Source organism: Saliniramus fredricksonii, from assembly GCF_900094735.1.
Classification (GTDB): domain Bacteria; phylum Pseudomonadota; class Alphaproteobacteria; order Rhizobiales; family Beijerinckiaceae; genus Saliniramus; species Saliniramus fredricksonii.
Window position 1 is genome coordinate 1,158,822 of record NZ_FMBM01000001.1, and the last position, 16,121, is coordinate 1,174,942.

The window sequence follows — 16,121 nt, forward strand, 5'->3', positions numbered from 1 at the left end:
TAAATAATGTAAGAATAGGCGTTTCATTGCTTGACGAATGGAGGTTTCTGAGATGCTAATTCGGCATGTTCGTGCGCGAGAAGACCATCAATGGCTACACCTACATCTACCTTGTGGAGAATGTCCGCGAGGGTGGCCGCACGAAGCAGCGCATCATCCGCAATCTCGGACGCAAGGAAACGGTTCTCGCCAGCAAGGATCTCGATCGCCTGGCCGCCTCGGTCGGACGGTTCACGGAACGGGCCATGGTCCTGGATGCCATCAACAACGGTGATGTGGCGCGATACGAAGCTCGTCGCATCGGCGGGCCGCTGCTCTTCGGGCGCCTGTGGCAGCAACTCGGCATCGATCAGGTGATCGCTGATCAGCTTGGGGAACGCGGCTTCGAATTCCCGGTGGAGCGGGCCGTGTTCACCGCGACGCTGCACCGTCTGTTCGTCTCCGGCTCGGATCGCGACTGCGCGTCCTGGATGCAGGATTACGACATTCCCGGTGCCGACGATCTGTCGCTGCACCATTTCTATCGGGCCATGGCCTGGCTCGGAGAAGATCTGCCAAAGGACGAGCAGAAGGATGCGACGCCCTTTTCGCCGCGTACCGTCAAGGACGTGATCGAGGAGGCGCTGTTTGCGCGCCGGCGCGACCTGTTTACCGATCTCTCCATCGTCTTCATGGACACGACCTCCCTGTCCTTCCACGGCGAAGGCGGCGAGACGCTGGGGGCACGGGGCTATTCCAAGGACCATCGCCCTGATCTCAACCAGATGATCCTCGCCGTCATCGTCGATGCCGATGGCCGCCCGGTCTGCACCGAGATGATGCCAGGTAACACCGCCGATGTCGCCATCCTGCTGCCGATCGTGCAGCGGCTGCGCAGCCGTTTCGGTATCACCCGAGCCTGCATCGTGGCGGATCGGGGCATGATCTCGCAGGCCACGATCACGGCGCTAGAGGAACAGGGTCTGGAATATGTGTTGGGTGTGCGCGAGCGCACCGACGCACGCATGCGCCGGGTTCTCGACGATCCGCAACCCCTCACGCCGCTCCTCGTCGAGCGCAGCCAGGGCGAGACGCAGCTCTTCGCCAAGGAGGTCGTCGTCGACGGGGTCCGCTACATCGTCTGCCGCAACGAGGCGCAGGCCGAGAAGGACCGCGAGGACCGCCAGGCCATCATCGCTGCCCTCGATACGCAGTTGAAGAAGGGCGACAAGGCCCTCGTCGGCAACTCCGCCTACAGGCGTTATCTCAACACCACGACGCGTGATGCCTTCGAGATCGATGCCGGCAAGATCGCCGAGGAAGCCCGCTATGACGGGATCTTCGTCCTGCGCACCAACGCGAGGATTTCTCCGCTTCAGGCGATGCTGCGCTACCGGGACCTGCTCACCGTCGAGACGCTGTTTCGTGTCGCCAAGGCGACGCTCTCGACACGTCCGATCTTCCATTCATCCGATGCCGCCATCCGCGGCCACGTCTTCTGCTCCTTCCTCGCCCTGATGCTGCACAAGGAGCTGTTCGACCGCTGCACCGAAGCCGGGATCAAACCCGAGTGGCGCCCGCTCCTGCGTGATCTCGACCGCCTGCAGAGCGGCAAAATCGAAAAGGACGGACGCAGCATTGCCATCCGTACCCCGGTAAGCGGTCAGGTCGGGCCGGTATTCCGCGCCGTCGGCGTGGCGCTGCCGCCGAACATCGCCGAAACCGAAGCTGCTTGACCGCACGACCCTCCGACCGTGGTGCTAAAAGCGCGAAGGCGCCCCCTATCCCATTGAAAATCCATAATTATCGGAAATCAGGTGTTTAAGTTGGGTCATGCCGATGAACCAGAACTCGGTGCCGTCGGCGGCCACCAGCGCCGAGCCGCTGCCGTACTCGTTGAGCGTCAGATCCACCTCGTCGATCCCTTCCAGCGCGATGCGATCCTGCGCAATGTCGAAATTCTCGACGACGTTCTGGCCGTCGCCGAGCCGGAAGACGAAAGTGTCATCGCCGGCGCCGCTCGTCATGAAATCGTTGCCGGTGCCGCCGTCGAGGATGTTCTCGCCGTCCACGCCGTCGAGGAAGTCGTCGCCGGCATCGCCGATGATGTGGTCGTTCTGCGTCGAAGAACCGACCAGCGAGTCGTCACCCGCAGTGCCCTGAAGCACGATCAGCGGCTCCTGCACGTCGAGCGGGGTGCCCGCCATGTCGACAAAGGCGAAATCCGTCTTGCTCACCCCGGTCACACCGATCAGCCAGAATTCGGTGCCGTCGGCGGCGAGGAGCTGTGTGCCGCCGGTCGAACCGATCACGTCGACATCCTCCGGTGTGAGACCGTCCAGCGCGATGCGATCCTGCGCAATGTCGAAATTCTCGACGACGTTCTGGCCGTCGCCGAGCCGGAAGACGAAAGTGTCATCGCCGGCGCCGCTCGTCATGAAATCGTTGCCGGTGCCGCCGTCGAGGATGTTCTCCCCGCCGACGCCGTTCAGGTAATCGTCTCCGGCTCCGCCGATGATGTGGTCGTTCCGGGTCGCGGAGCCCACGAGGTTGTCGTCGCCCACAGTGCCTTCGAGCATCGTTGGACCGCTTTCGGCGCCCAGCGGATTGCCTGCCATGTCGACGAAGCCGAAATCATCGAGGCTGGCATCGGTCATGTCCTCAAAGAAGAAATCCGTCCCGTCGGCAAGATAGATTTGTGCGCCGTTCCAGTATTGGTAGAAAGAGATATCCGCGAGTGCGACGCCGTCGAGGGCGATGCGATCCTGGTTCGGATCGAAGCCGATCACGTTATTCATGCCGTCGCCGGTGCGGAAGGCGAAGGTGTCGGCCCCGGTGCCGGAATGCAGGATGTCGTTGCCGGTGCCGCCGTCGAGAATGTTGTTGCCTCCGGTCGCATAGATCTCGTCATCGCCGGCGCCCCCGATGATCCGTTGATCGAGCTCCGCATCCCCGAACAGCACGTCATCGCCATCCGTCCCCTCCAGCAATTCGGGGTCGGGTTCGGGGTCAGGTTCCGGCTCCGGTTCAGGCTCCGGTTCAAGCTCCGGCTCCGGTTCAGGCTCCGGTTCAAGCTCCGGCTCCGGCTCCGGCTCGGGTTCGGGTTCGGGGTCGCTTCCATTCGCGTTCGCATCGACCATAGCCTGTAGCGGATCGCCCTTGAGGCCGTCTTCGGAGAATTCCGGTGCTTCGGCGAGCTCCGGCGCCGGGACGGGTTCGTCGAATGACGGGCGTTCGATCGTCAGATAGGGGTCCAGATTGATGATCGGGCTCAGATCATACTGTACGACTTCGCCATCAATGATGAAGGTATCCGAGGCTTTTGGATTGACAATGACGATCGTCCGCTCATGGATTTCGTAATCCCACTCGTCCGGGCCGAGATGACTGAAAAAATCAATACCGAAGCGCTGGAATTCCATGCGCTCGAGAAGACTTGTATCAGAGGCATGGGCAATCATTGGAGCAACGTTGCCGGTGAATTCGTAAATATCTGAATCAGGGCCGCCGTAAATAATAAGTGGGCTTCCATTAAAATCTAAAATTGTATCAACTCTGAAATAATCATTGCCCTCACCACCGAGAAGGATGGTTGGTTGGGTGTACCAGGAATCTGTGATGTCATAGTAGAATTCGTCGTTTCCCATTCCGCCTTCCAGAACAAGTTCCTGGTGAAAATATTGCGCTCCGGGGTCGATGACGTTGAAAACATCACCGTGGTCTGAGCCAATAATCTTTTGCGTATTTTGTACAAGAGAGCCGTCGGAAACATGTGTATAAATGTTGCCCTGGTCAACCCAAACAAGTTCTCCAAAGAATCCGCCGCTTGGTTCAAAATTTGCTACGCGTTCGATCGTAAAGGTAAGACTGGTTTCCGATTGCGAGCGATCATAGGTGTTAAATCCGCCGCCGCCGTCAATCATGGAATTTCCGCCCTCGACGCGGAACCAGTCGCCATGATCCGAGCCGGTGACGGTGTTGGCACCGCCGGGTGTAACCAGGAAGACACCTTCCGCCATCTCGCTGAAATCGAACACGTCGTCGTGTTCGCTGCCGATGAAATAGCCGACATTCTCGATCTCGATTTCGTCTTCATCAGTGCCCACGGCCACCGCCGCAGTCGCGCCGGAGAAATCGACCACATTGACGCCGCCGCGCCCGTCGATGAACGCCTCACCGCCATCCAGCAGGGAATAGTCATCGCCCTGCGTGCCGATGAAGCGCTGGAAATTCGCGATCGAAATTGTGTAATCATCGATCATCAGCCGCCCCGCGACCGCGTCGACGACGAGGCCTTGTGCATCCAATGCCACCTCGAACGTGTTCTCTCCTTCGTAACCATCAATTTCGAGAAATTCGATACGGTCATAGCCGTTCATGAAAATGAAAAGATCATCATAGCTGGAGCCAATGAAAGTATTTATCGCAAAAAGGCGATCTATATCGAAGTGATTGCCGTTGAATACGCGAATTTGGTCTTCGCGTCCGGATGACTCAAATCCAATATAAGCGGTGACACCCAACATAGCATTATTATAGGAGACCGTATTACGCCCGCGATTGCCATAAACCAGGTTCTCACCACCACCGTGCATTTCAAATGTATCATCTTTATCCCCACCAATCAGGACGTCACTAGAATTCGTTGAAACCAGTGTGTTTTCAACACGAAGACGCCCAATTTGCATATCAGAATCAAAGTATACATCCCGATCAATATCGAAATAAGATTCAATATTTTGCAACATTTCGTTATTGTTAGATTCAACTAATGCTAATGTACCTATTAGACCGATGTCATTATTATACATCGTTGACAGCAAATCACCGATTCCTGCTACCATGTTATTCATTTGATCTAAAGCAAATTCGTAGCCTTGCAAATGCGCAAACATATTGTAAATCGGTCGATTGCCGTTAATTATAATATTTTGAAAGAACGTATCTTCTCCAAGATACATGAAGAGTGAATTACCTGCCCACCCTGCTGAATCATTATCCAATAAATCTCTTGTAATAGAGCCAGCATCCTTCAAACCAAGTTCATAAATATTCGGCAAAACCGCCGGGCCGCCTGCATCGACATTTTCCAGTATCGTATCGAATACGGAGCGTGCAATCCCATCAGACGCCTCTTGTACCGTGTCATCGGTTGCCGGCTCGTTCAGCCGGAGGTCCATCTGATAATTTGTATAATTACGGATAAAGGCGGCAAAATCTCCGATATCCTGATTGACATCATGGGCGCCGTTAATCCAGAGTCAGGCCGATTGGCTGACACCTGCCTTGGGTCCGGAGCCGTCCGGTTCCGTAATGAGATCGTACAGAACCTGGTACGCGTGCCCCCAGTCTTCAGTAGCGCGAGCAGCCTGTAACTGTGCGATTTCGTCTTCTGTGAATTGATAAGACATTTGTTCCTCATGGTTTTGTCTATTAAAGTTCGAAGGGGTAATTCTAAAAAAGAGCCTTTAATCCAATTGATATTTAATCACGAAATATCTTGGAAATAATTACTAATTTTTCTGTAATTAAATCATCAATTAGAGAGCTATTAAAAGTACTAAAATAGTAATAAGTCTCAATTAAGAATCCAGTTTCATGGAAAATTAGTAATTTACAGAAATGACCCTGAAAACGACTGCGTGGATGACTGATACCAATGTCTCGTTTGCAGCCATTTTCAAAGGTAAAATTTAAATTCTCAATTTTACCACTTCTTCTGAAATCTTCATGTCCAAATAAAATCCCTGGAAAGCCAGTTATATTGGGACTTGAATGAAAGCGATTTTGGCGAACACTAAGGCTATTCCTCCATTGGAAAAATTCTAGTTTTGAGTCAGTCGATAAATCGCCTATCGCGCGACAAAACCGGACATTCCAGTCGCCATTGTCCGGTCTACAAGGCGACCCCGTATCGGATCCGAAATTGAACAGCCCGAATGCGATGATCGGGACGGCGTCGTGGCGCTCCTCCAGCATGGCGAGCATTTGCTGCTGATAGGGATTGCGTTCGAAACCGTGCGGCATGAAATCCACCTGCCTGACTTCACCATCGAGCACGAGCGTGATGTGCATGCCGGTGCCGCGCGGCAGATTGAACGCGACACCGTTCAGCGAGACGCGGATCGGGCGCCCGCCGAGCGGTTCATAGGCGTAATCGGCATAATAGGGCGGGGGCTCGGGCGTCTCCGGCTCGAACCAGGCGCGAAAGCCCGGATCGTTCTCGTAGAGATGCTGCATCAGCAGCGCGAGCCCGAATACGCTCGCGGCGAGGAGCGCGAGGATCATCGGCGCACCGCGCCAGACCCTGCCGGAAAACAGAAACCGTATCACCAGACCCGCCCGAAACTGACCACACGCGGCGGTGCCTGAAGCCCCGGGGCGGCGCTTTCGGGCAGCAAGCCGTAGGGAAGTGTTTAGCCTGCGGGATCGAATTCGGCAATCTTGAATTGCCGGATATTAGCACTTGCGCCGCCACGCCGCAGGGCAGCGCGGCGGCATCCGCGCGCCCCTCACAGGCTCAGCATATAGGCGATGATGTCGGCGCGGTCCTGGTCGTCCTCGGCATAATGATCGGGCAGGAAGGCTTCGAGCGCTTCTGTCTTCTCCGCATCATCCGCGCCTTCGACGCGCGCGATGATGCGTGCCGGAGCGGCGTGGCAGGAGGCGCAACTGGCCTCGTAGGCCGCCTCGCCGCGGGTCACGTCAGCTTCTTCCGTCGCATGGGCCGGCGCGAGCGGTGCTGCGAGGGCGAAGGTGAGTGCGGTGCCGGCGACCATGAGCCCGCGCGTGAGGCGCTTCAGGTGAAAATGCCGCTCTTCACCGAGTGCTTCGAACATGTGCTTCTCCCCTCGTTGGTGGTTTCGCCGCATCGCGCGGGTCTGATCGTGAGCGCGGATGCGGCATGACAACGCATGAAGGGTAACCCGGTTCGCGTGTGACGCAAGCCGCACTTTCGGGCGGGGCGTCGGCTCGCACGGGCGCCTGCACCAACGAAAACGCGCGGGATGACGAGCACCCCGCGCGCAAAAGCCCGATCGGAGGGACGCCCGGCTCACGACATGGCGTAAGCGGCCGTCTCCAGCTCACGGATATCGACGAAATGGCCCGCGATCGCGGCAGCCGCCGCCATGGAGGGCGAGACCAGATGGGTGCGGCCCTTGAAGCCCTGACGGCCTTCGAAATTGCGGTTCGAGGTCGAGGCGCAGCGCTCGCCGGCCTCGAGCCGGTCCGCATTCATGGCCAGACACATGGAGCAGCCCGGCTCGCGCCATTCGAAACCGGCCTCGAGGAAGATCTTGTCGAGACCTTCCGCTTCGGCCTGCAGCTTCACCAGCCCCGAGCCCGGCACCACCATGGCCTGGACGTGGTCGGCGACCTTCTGGCCCGCGACGATGGCGGCGGCGGCGCGCAGATCCTCGATCCGGGCATTGGTGCACGAGCCGATGAAGACGCGGTCGAGCCTGATGTCGGTGATCTTCGTGCCCGGCTTCAGATCCATGTATTCGAGCGCACGCCATTTCGAGCGGCGCTTGTTCTCGTCCGGAATAGCGTCGGGATCGGGCACTTCGCCGGTGACGGAAATGACGTCCTCCGGGCTCGTCCCCCAGCTCACGATCGGCGGCAGATTGGCCGCATCGAGGCGGATTTCCTTGTCGAACACGGCGCCGTCATCGGTCTTGAGGCTCTCCCAATAGGCGACCGCACGATCCCAGGCCTCGCCCTTGGGCGCCTTGGGGCGATCCTTGAGATAGGCGTAGGTCTTCTCGTCGGGTGCGATCAGCCCGGCGCGGGCGCCGCCCTCGATCGACATGTTGCAGATCGTCATCCGGCCCTCGATCGAGAGCTCACGGATGGCCTCGCCGGCATATTCGATGACGTGGCCGGTGCCGCCGGCAGTGCCGATCTCGCCGATGATGGCGAGGATGATGTCCTTCGCGCCCACGCCCTTCGGCAACTTGCCGTCGACGATGACGCGCATGTTCTTCGCCTTGCTCTGGATCAGCGTCTGGGTGGCGAGAACATGCTCGACCTCCGAGGTGCCGATGCCCTGGGCGAGCGCACCGAAGGCGCCGTGGGTCGAAGTGTGGCTGTCGCCGCAAACGATGGTGGTGCCGGGCAGGGTGAAGCCCTGTTCGGGGCCGACCACATGCACGATGCCCTGGCGCGCATCGCGCTCGTCGTAATATTCGAGGCCGAAATCAGCCGCGTTCTGCGCCAGCGTCTCGACCTGGATGCGGCTTTCCGGATCGGCGATGCCGACGGAGCGGTCCGTGGTGGGGACGTTGTGATCGACGACGGCCAGCGTGCGCATCGGCGCGCGGACCTTGCGCCCGGCATTGCGGAGCCCCTCGAAGGCCTGCGGGCTGGTGACCTCGTGCACGAGATGGCGGTCGATATAGATGAGGCAGGTCCCGTCGGGCTGGGTCTCGACGACGTGATCGTCCCAGATCTTGTCGTACATGGTGCGGGGCTTCGTCATCCTCGGTCTCTCCTCGTCCTGCCGACGGCGGCTTCGAAACGGCCCGGCGCCGACATAAAAATCCATCGTCATCCTTGTAGTCGCTCATTCTCACGCCGATCAAGGGCGAAAGCATGGCGCGCATGCGCAGGAAGGCGCGCAGCGAAGCCGATATGAGACACAAGACGAAAAACGGCGCGGCCTCGCTCGAAGCCGCGCCGGAAATCGCTGCAGGCGGGATACGCCTTATTCGGCCGCGGGCGTGCTGTCAGCGGCGGCGGCGGCAGCAGCCTTCTCGGCGGCGATGCGATCCTTGCGCGAGACGCGGTTGCGGTCGACACGCTCGGCGATACGCGCTGACTTGCCGCGACGGTCGCGCAGGTAATACAGCTTCGCGCGGCGGACCTTGCCGCGACGCACCAGCTTGATCGACTCGATCAGCGGCGAATACAGCGGGAAGACGCGCTCGACGCCCTCGCCGTAGGAAATCTTGCGGACGGTGAAGCTCTGGTTGAGCCCGCCGCCATTGCGCGCGATGCAGACGCCCTCATAGGCCTGCACGCGGGTGCGCTCGCCTTCACGGACGCGCACATTGACGATGACCGTATCGCCGGCGTCGAAATCGGGAAATTCCTTGCCGAGCTTTTCGATCTGCTCCTTGTCGAGCTGTTCGATGATGTTCATGGCGCTTTTTGCTCCAGCCGTTGCATGGCCGCGACGATCACGGCATACGGGATTTCGGCATCCTGTTTTCAGTTGAGAGCCGGGCCATAACCCAATCTGCGCCGGTTGTCGAGCACAATCGACGTTCGAGGATCGCCGGGCGAAAAGTCGCCGCGCCCGTCAACTTGCCTGCGCCGGTCCTGCGGGGCAAGCTCGCGCCGGATAGGTTCACCGCAGATGCATCAAAAGAGTCTTCTCAACCATCATGATCCGCCCCGTCCTCATCGCCCTCACCGCCGGCATCGTTCTGACCGCGCTGCTCTTTGCGATCTTCCTCTGGCTCGGCCCGCTCTTCTTCCTCGACGGGCGGCGGCCCTTCCAGATCAACTTTACCGTGGGCGCGCTTGCCGGGCTCGTCATCGGGATCGTGCTCGCGCGCTGGCGCGTGACGGTGGCGATCGGAGGATTGCGGGCGGCGGCGCTCGTGGCGATCCCCGGCATGCTGGTGATGGCGGCGGTGGGCTCGCATTTCCAGGTCTTCTTTCCCGCCCTCGATCCGGCTCTCGACAAAGTCTTCGGCTCGTGGATGCTGTGGTTCTACGGCTTCATGCTGATCGGCGGCGGGGTTGCCTGCCCGGCGAGACGCAAGCAAAAAGACGATAACGACAAGACAAATCAGGGAGGATGACCATGACGAATATCGGTTTCATCGGTCTGGGCAATATGGGTGGGCCGATGGCGGCCAATCTGGTCAGGGCCGGGCATCGGGTGACGGGTTTCGACCTCTCGGCGCAATCCTGCGAGGCGGCGCGTGAAGCCGGCGTGGCGATCGCCGCCGACGCGCCGGGCGCCGTCGCGGAGGCAGAGGTGGTGATCACCATGCTGCCCGCCGGCCGGCACGTGATCGAGGTCTTCGGCACGATTCTGCCGGCGATGCGGGACGGCGCGCTGGTGATCGATTGCTCCACCATCGATGTCGACAGCGCCCGCAAGGCGCATGAAATCGCCGCGCAGAAGAACTGCTTTTCGCTCGATGCGCCCGTATCGGGCGGTGTCGGCGGCGCGCAGGCCGCGACGCTGACCTTCATGGCCGGCGGCGCGACGGAGGCCTTTGCCAAGGCCGAGCCGATCCTCCTGCAGATGGGACGCAAGGCGGTCCATTGCGGCGCGGCCGGCGCGGGCCAGGCGGCGAAGATCTGCAACAACATGATCCTCGGCATTTCCATGATCGGCGTGGCCGAGGCCTTCGTGCTCGCTGAGAAACTCGGCCTGTCGCATCAGGCTTTGTTCGATGTGGCCTCCACCTCCTCGGGACAATGCTGGTCGCTCACCACCTATTGCCCGGTTCCTGGCCCGGTGCCGACCAGCCCGGCCAACAACGATTACAAGCCGGGTTTCGCAGCGGGGCTGATGCTCAAGGATCTCGGCCTCGCGCAGGAGGCGGCGCAGACAAGCGGGGCGGTCACCCCCCTTGGTGAACATGCCCGCGCCATCTATGAGCATTTCAACGCACAGGGTTTCGCAGACAAGGATTTCTCGGCAATTGTCGAGCACCTGCGCGCCGGCCGTGACTGAAAGGCTCCTGTCGGGGGCCATGATCAAAGGGGGCGCACAGGCTTGCGGCCATGAACGAGAATATTTCGGACAAGGCCGCATCCACCGAGATGCCTGCGCATCTGCGTCCCTTCGACGCCAGGGCGTTTATGCTCTACGCCGCCGTGGTCGGCTCGTGGGGGTTCAGCTGGATCGCCTTGCGCATGCAGCTGGGCGTGGTGGCACCTGAAGTTTCGCTGTTGTGGCGATTCATGATCGCCGGTGCGGTCATGTGGGGCTGGGTGCTGATAACCCGCCAGCGGATCGCCTTTCCCGGGCGCCTGCACGCGGCTTTCGTCGCGGTGGGCGTGACCATGTTCTCGTTCAACTTCATCATGTATTACTATGGCGGTCTGACCATTCCGTCGGGCCTTCTCGCCGTCGCCTTCTCGCTGGCGGCGGTGGGCAATCCGCTGATGGCGGCGCTGTTCCTGCGCCAGCCGATCGCGCCGCGCGTAGCGCTTGGCGGGGTGATTGGCGTGACCGGCGTCGCCTTTCTCTACTGGCCAGAAATAGCCGGATCGGGCTTTTCCGCTGCCGCTGCGACGGGACTCGCCCTGTGTCTTCTGGGTACCCTGAGCTTCTCGACGGGCAATATCGTCTCGGGCATGATCGGAAGCCGTGGTGTGCCGCTGATTCCGGCGATCACCTGGAGCATGACCTATTCGGTGATCTTTCTCTTCGGCCTCAGCCTGGTGCAGGGGCATGAATTCATCATCGAGCTGAACCTGCGTTATCTCGGCTCGCTGCTCTTTCTGGCGCTGATATCCTCGGTGGTGGCCTTTGCCGCCTATATCGGCCTCTTGCGCCGGATCGGTCCGGGGCGGGCGGGATATGCCACGGTGATGTTTCCCGTCGCCGCGCTTTCGGTCTCGACCGTTTTCGAAGGCTATAGCTGGACCCTGATCGCAGGGATCGGCGCCGTACTCGCGCTTGCCGGCAATCTCGTCGTCTTGCGCAATCCGAAATCCGCCGGCTGAGCCGCCTGCGTGCAACGTGGCGACGCTCAGCGCGCGAGTTCGCGCAAGCCCAGCCGGATCAGTACCTGCGTCGTGGCATCCTCGCCGGCGGATTTCATCGCGGCGGCCACGGCGGCCGAGGCCTGCATCTGCGGATAACCGAGATTGACGAGCGCCGAGACCGCATCGGCGACGGCAGACGGCGCGGCACCTTCCTCCGATCCCGCTTCCGCGACCCGGGCCAGCGACGGATCGATCGGCGTGGCGGCGGGCGCCTTGTCCTTCAGTTCGGAGATGATACGCGCGGCGAGCTTGGGTCCCACCCCCGGGCCGCGCGCGATCGCCGCCTTGTCGCCGCTCGCCACGGCCTGCGCGACTTCGCCGGGTTCCAGCACGGCGAGAATGCCGAGCGCCACCTTCGCGCCCACCCCCTGCACGCTCTGCAGCAGGCGGAACCATTCCCGCTCGGCCTCGCTGCGAAAACCGTAGAGGCGGATCATGTCCTCGCGCACATGCGTCTCGATGGCGAGCACCGCCGCCTCGCCGGTGCCGGGGAGGCGTTGCAGGGTGCGGCTGGAGCAATGCACCAGATAGCCTACCCCGTGCACGTCGAGGACGAGGTGGTCCTCGCCGATTGCATCGATGACACCTTTCAGCTTTCCGATCATGCGGGGTCAGGCTCCGGCAGTGCCCGTGGCGGGGCGGCGCGCCATGTCGGCGGCGAGATTGCGCGCCTTGCGCTGATGCGCATGGGCGATAGCGATGGCGAGTGCATCCGCCGCATCGGCGGTGGGCGGCGTCGATTTCGGAAGCAGAATGCGCACCATGGCCTGGACCTGCTTCTTATCGGCGTGGCCGACCCCGACGACGGTCTTCTTGACCTGGTTGGCCCCGTATTCCGCCACCGGCAGACCGGCCAGCGCGGGGACCAGCAGCGCCATGGCGCGGGCGTGGCCGAGCTTGAGGGTGGCCTGCGCATCCTTGTTCACGAAGGTCTCCTCGACGGAGACCTCGTCGGGCGCATAAGCGCGCACGATCTCCCAGATCCCGTCATGCAGCGATCGCAGCCGGCTCGCGAGATCATCCTTGCCGTCGGAGGTGACGACCCCCGAAGCAATGTAGGAAAGCTGCGTGCCGGTGGAGGCGATCATGCCCCAGCCGGTGTTACGCAGGCCGGGATCGAGGCCGAGAATGCGGATTGTGTCGCTCACACGCTGTCCTGATTCGCCGAAAAAGAAGCCCGTATAGAAGTCGCGGCTTCCGCGCGTGCGGTCAAGCATGCGCGCATGGGGGTGAAGCACCTCGGTTCCTGATCTGGATTCTGGGCCGTTGACCCGGTAGCCCATTCCGACTGCGGTACGAACCTGCATTGCTGCGCCGGGAACATTGGCGGCGCAGCTATGCAAGGCACGCTGTAGTCAGGAATTCATCCAGTCAATGAATTCCTGCCAAGTAGCCTTTGGGCCGGTTTGCGCTTTTCCGTTGCACCACATCAGCCCAGATTTTGATATTTTCAAATCACCTAAACGCGTCTTTCCGTCTGGTTTGTAGACGTCCAGTGTCGTGCCCTTGTTCTTCACTTCCATGTCGACGCCCAGATTACGGATTTTAACCTTCATATTCAACCTCCACTTGTTGGATGCAACTGCATAGCAGTTCGATCCGGGCCGGTGCAATGCGCTTCAGATACCCGCGATTAAAATCGGGGCGAGCAATTAAGGATGGCACGAATTTCTGAAGTCGCACCGGACTTGACAAATGCGCTACGTTATAATGTTACATATCCAGCTTCGAGCCTTTCCGACTTCGCGGAGACACACATGAACCCTGCTCACCGCCTGCCCGTCACCGTCCTCTCCGGCTTTCTCGGCGCCGGCAAGACGACGCTGCTCAACCATGTGCTGAACAACCGCGAGGGGCGGCGCGTGGCGGTGATCGTCAACGATATGAGCGAGGTCAATATCGATGCCGATCTGGTGCGCGAGGGCGGCGCGGATCTCTCGCGCACGGAGGAGAAACTCGTCGAGATGACCAATGGCTGCATCTGCTGCACCCTGCGCGACGATCTGCTCGCCGAGGTCAAGCGCCTCGCCGCCGCCGGCAGATATGACTACCTCCTGATCGAGGGCACCGGCATCGCCGAGCCCCTGCCCGTCGCGGCGACCTTCGATTTCCGCGACGAGAATGACGAAAGCCTGTCCGATGTGGCGCGGCTCGACACCATGGTCACGGTGGTCGATTGCGTCAATCTTCTGCGCGATTACGGCTCGAGCGACTTCCTGCGCGATCGCGGCGAGACTGCGGGCGACCAAGACGACCGCACGCTGGTCGATCTTCTCGTCGATCAGATCGAGTTCGCCGATACGATCGTGCTGAATAAAGTCTCCGATGCGGCCCCCGAGCAGCGCGATCTCGCGAGGAAGATCATCATCGCGCTCAACCCGGATGCAAAGCTGATCGAGGCCGATTACGCAAGCGTGCCGATGGCGGAGGTGCTTGATACCGGGCGCTTCGATTTCGAGAAGGCGCAGGCACATCCGCTCTGGTTCAAGGAACTCTACGGCCATGCCGGGCATGTGCCCGAGACGGAGGAATACGGCATCGCGAGCTTCGTCTACCGCGCCCGCCGGCCCTTCCATCCGGAAAAATTCAACGCCTTCGTCAACCGCTCCTTTCCCGGGCTTGTGCGCGCCAAGGGCCATTTCTGGCTGGCCACGCGACCGGACTGGGTGGGCGAATTGTCGATCGCCGGCGCCGTGTGCAAGGTCTCGGCCATGGGCTTCTGGTGGAGCGCCATCCCGAAAAGCCGCTGGCCCGATCACGACGAATGGCGCAAGCTGATGAACCGCCACTGGTCACCGGTCTGGGGCGATCGCCGGCAGGAACTCGTCTTCATCGGCATCGGCATGGACGAGGGAGCGATTCGCGCCGCGCTCGATGCCTGCCTCGTCGGTTCCTCGACGATGCCGGAATTCGATGCCGATGCCTGGCGCGGCCTGCCGGATCCGTTCCCGGCCTGGCGCAGCGAAAGGGCAGCATAAGCGCGCTTCTGCTCACGCGGCCGCGTCGACCGGCCGGTGCGCCGCCGCGTCCCAGCGTTTCGCGAGGCCGGCATCACGCCAGGCGAAATAGCGCATGGCGGCGCCGATGAACCAGGGATGCCCGGTATAGAGCGGCATGGTCGGGAATGCGGTGCCGTCGAAGACACTGGGGCCGGGTTCGTTTCCGAGAATCCGGTCGGCGATGCGCTTGCCGAAGCGGCAGCCCAAAGCCACGCCGGCAAAATTGTAGCCCAGCGCGTAATGCAGCCGCCCGCGTTGCCCGACATGCGGCTTCATGTCGAAGGTGCCAGCGCAATAGCCGTCCCAGACATGCGACAGGCGTACATCTTCAAGTTGTGGAAAGGCCTTGAGCATGATCTTGCGCATCCGCGCGGCGATCGCTTCTTCACCGGCGAGCTTCTCCGCCGTCGCGCCGCCGAAGATCAGGCGCGGCGCATCGGGGGCGCGGCGGAAGAAATCGATATTCGTATTTGAATCGATGATGGTGCGCCCCTGCGGGATCAGTTCATCGAGCAGGGCGGGGTCGAGCGGCTCCGTCGTCGCCATGAAGGCGCGAAACGGCACCAGGCGGCGTTTGAACCAGCCCGGATGCTGCGTATAGCCGTTCGTGGCCAGCACCACCTCGCGCGCCGTGATCTCGCCCCGCGTGGTCTCAAGGCGCACGCCCTGGTCGCTCTCGTGGATTTCGTTCACCCGCGTCTCGCCGAAAGCCGCGACGCCGGCTGCGATGGCGCGGTCGATGAGCCCCTGATGCAAAAGGCCGGGATGGATCGAACCGCTATCGGGGATGATCGCGCCGCCGTGATAATGATTGCTGCCGATCGCCGCGTGCTGATGCTGCGGATCGAGAATCGCGTAATCATGCCCCAGAGCCGCCTTCATCCGCGCGAGATCGGCATCGAGCCAGGCCCGGTGGCCCGGAGCGGTCGCGGCGATGAAGCGTCCGCAACGCGCAGCGTGACAGGCGATACCCTCCTCATGCGCGAGCGCGAAGACGTCTTCATAGGCCGCGTGCAGTTCCTGATAGGTCTCGCGCGCACAGGCCTCGTCCCTGGCATCCGCGACATCGCCGAAGCTCTTCTTCATCACCCGCCCGATGAAGCCGGCATTGCGGCGCGAGGCGCCGGCGCCGATACGCTCGGCATCGAGCAGCGCCACGCTGCGCCCGCCGCGCGCCAGATGCAGGGCCGCAGCAACGCCGGTGAACCCGCTGCCGATGACGACGTGATCATAGCTGGATGCGGGCGCATCCTCGCGTGATTGCGGCGGCGGTGCTGCTTCCCACCACCACGGCGCGAAACGGAAATCCTGCGTCAGCTGCGCGCGCATCGCCTTCTCCCGAACCCTTTGCATTGGCGCACAGCCATGTCCGGCGCGTCGCCCGCTCCGTGAAAATACACGTTT

14 protein-coding genes are annotated in these 16,121 nt (G+C 61.1%); 5 read left to right on the top strand and 9 right to left on the bottom strand.

The window, feature by feature from the left end:
- Window positions 1-65 precede the first annotated feature (65 nt).
- Window positions 66-1,715: an IS1634 family transposase gene (locus GA0071312_RS05300; RefSeq protein ID WP_074443290.1), complete on the top strand. Its 1,650-nt coding sequence runs from the start codon at window positions 66-68 to the stop codon at window positions 1,713-1,715.
- A gap of 45 nt (window positions 1,716-1,760) precedes the next feature.
- Here GA0071312_RS05300 and GA0071312_RS19885 read toward each other — a convergent pair whose 3' ends face one another.
- From GA0071312_RS19885 to rplS, 5 genes are all read right to left on the bottom strand, one after another.
- Window positions 1,761-5,159 (bottom strand): calcium-binding protein, encoded by a 3,399-nt coding sequence (locus tag GA0071312_RS19885; RefSeq protein WP_165603959.1) that lies wholly within the window; start codon window positions 5,157-5,159, stop codon window positions 1,761-1,763.
- Between the two features lie 304 nt (window positions 5,160-5,463).
- Window positions 5,464-6,312 (bottom strand): hypothetical protein, encoded by an 849-nt coding sequence (locus GA0071312_RS19575; RefSeq protein ID WP_131817711.1) that lies wholly within the window; start codon window positions 6,310-6,312, stop codon window positions 5,464-5,466.
- Window positions 6,313-6,491: 179 nt separating this feature from the next.
- Window positions 6,492-6,818, bottom strand: a complete 327-nt coding sequence (locus GA0071312_RS05320) for a cytochrome c family protein (RefSeq protein WP_074443878.1) — start codon at window positions 6,816-6,818, stop codon at window positions 6,492-6,494.
- 215 nt (window positions 6,819-7,033) lie between these two features.
- Entirely contained in the window at window positions 7,034-8,461 is a 1,428-nt protein-coding gene (gene leuC, locus GA0071312_RS05325) for a 3-isopropylmalate dehydratase large subunit (RefSeq protein WP_074444250.1), read from the bottom strand.
- Window positions 8,462-8,686: 225 nt separating this feature from the next.
- Complete coding sequence (gene rplS, locus GA0071312_RS05330; protein ID WP_074443879.1) at window positions 8,687-9,124, bottom strand: 50S ribosomal protein L19; 438 nt, start codon at window positions 9,122-9,124, stop codon at window positions 8,687-8,689.
- A 244-nt stretch (window positions 9,125-9,368) separates the two neighbouring features.
- Between rplS and GA0071312_RS05335 the strand changes: the two genes are divergently transcribed.
- The 3 genes from GA0071312_RS05335 to GA0071312_RS05345 are packed head-to-tail and all read left to right on the top strand — an operon-like array spanning window position 9,369 to window position 11,676.
- Window positions 9,369-9,791, top strand: a complete 423-nt coding sequence (locus GA0071312_RS05335; RefSeq protein ID WP_074443880.1) for a DUF5367 family protein — start codon at window positions 9,369-9,371, stop codon at window positions 9,789-9,791.
- Window positions 9,792-9,793: 2 nt separating this feature from the next.
- Entirely contained in the window at window positions 9,794-10,678 is an 885-nt protein-coding gene (gene mmsB / locus GA0071312_RS05340; RefSeq protein ID WP_074443881.1) for a 3-hydroxyisobutyrate dehydrogenase, read from the top strand.
- 50 nt (window positions 10,679-10,728) lie between these two features.
- Complete coding sequence (locus GA0071312_RS05345) at window positions 10,729-11,676, top strand: DMT family transporter (RefSeq protein WP_238947101.1); 948 nt, start codon at window positions 10,729-10,731, stop codon at window positions 11,674-11,676.
- A 26-nt stretch (window positions 11,677-11,702) separates the two neighbouring features.
- Here GA0071312_RS05345 and ruvA read toward each other — a convergent pair whose 3' ends face one another.
- The 3 genes from ruvA to GA0071312_RS05360 form a co-directional block, all read right to left on the bottom strand.
- A complete protein-coding gene (gene ruvA, locus GA0071312_RS05350; RefSeq protein WP_074443882.1) occupies window positions 11,703-12,323 on the bottom strand; it encodes a Holliday junction branch migration protein RuvA in 621 nt (206 codons plus the stop codon).
- Between the two features lie 6 nt (window positions 12,324-12,329).
- The gene (gene ruvC / locus GA0071312_RS05355) at window positions 12,330-12,866 is read right to left on the bottom strand and encodes a crossover junction endodeoxyribonuclease RuvC (protein WP_074444252.1); all 537 of its coding nucleotides are present in this window, start codon (window positions 12,864-12,866) and stop codon (window positions 12,330-12,332) included.
- Between the two features lie 207 nt (window positions 12,867-13,073).
- The gene (locus tag GA0071312_RS05360; RefSeq protein WP_074443883.1) at window positions 13,074-13,274 is read right to left on the bottom strand and encodes a hypothetical protein; all 201 of its coding nucleotides are present in this window, start codon (window positions 13,272-13,274) and stop codon (window positions 13,074-13,076) included.
- Between the two features lie 201 nt (window positions 13,275-13,475).
- On the opposite strand from GA0071312_RS05360, the gene zigA reads away from it, so the two are divergent.
- Window positions 13,476-14,696 (top strand): zinc metallochaperone GTPase ZigA, encoded by a 1,221-nt coding sequence (gene zigA, locus GA0071312_RS05365; RefSeq protein WP_074443884.1) that lies wholly within the window; start codon window positions 13,476-13,478, stop codon window positions 14,694-14,696.
- Window positions 14,697-14,708: 12 nt separating this feature from the next.
- Here zigA and GA0071312_RS05370 read toward each other — a convergent pair whose 3' ends face one another.
- Complete coding sequence (locus GA0071312_RS05370; RefSeq protein ID WP_165603960.1) at window positions 14,709-16,046, bottom strand: NAD(P)/FAD-dependent oxidoreductase; 1,338 nt, start codon at window positions 16,044-16,046, stop codon at window positions 14,709-14,711.
- Window positions 16,047-16,121 lie beyond the last annotated feature (75 nt).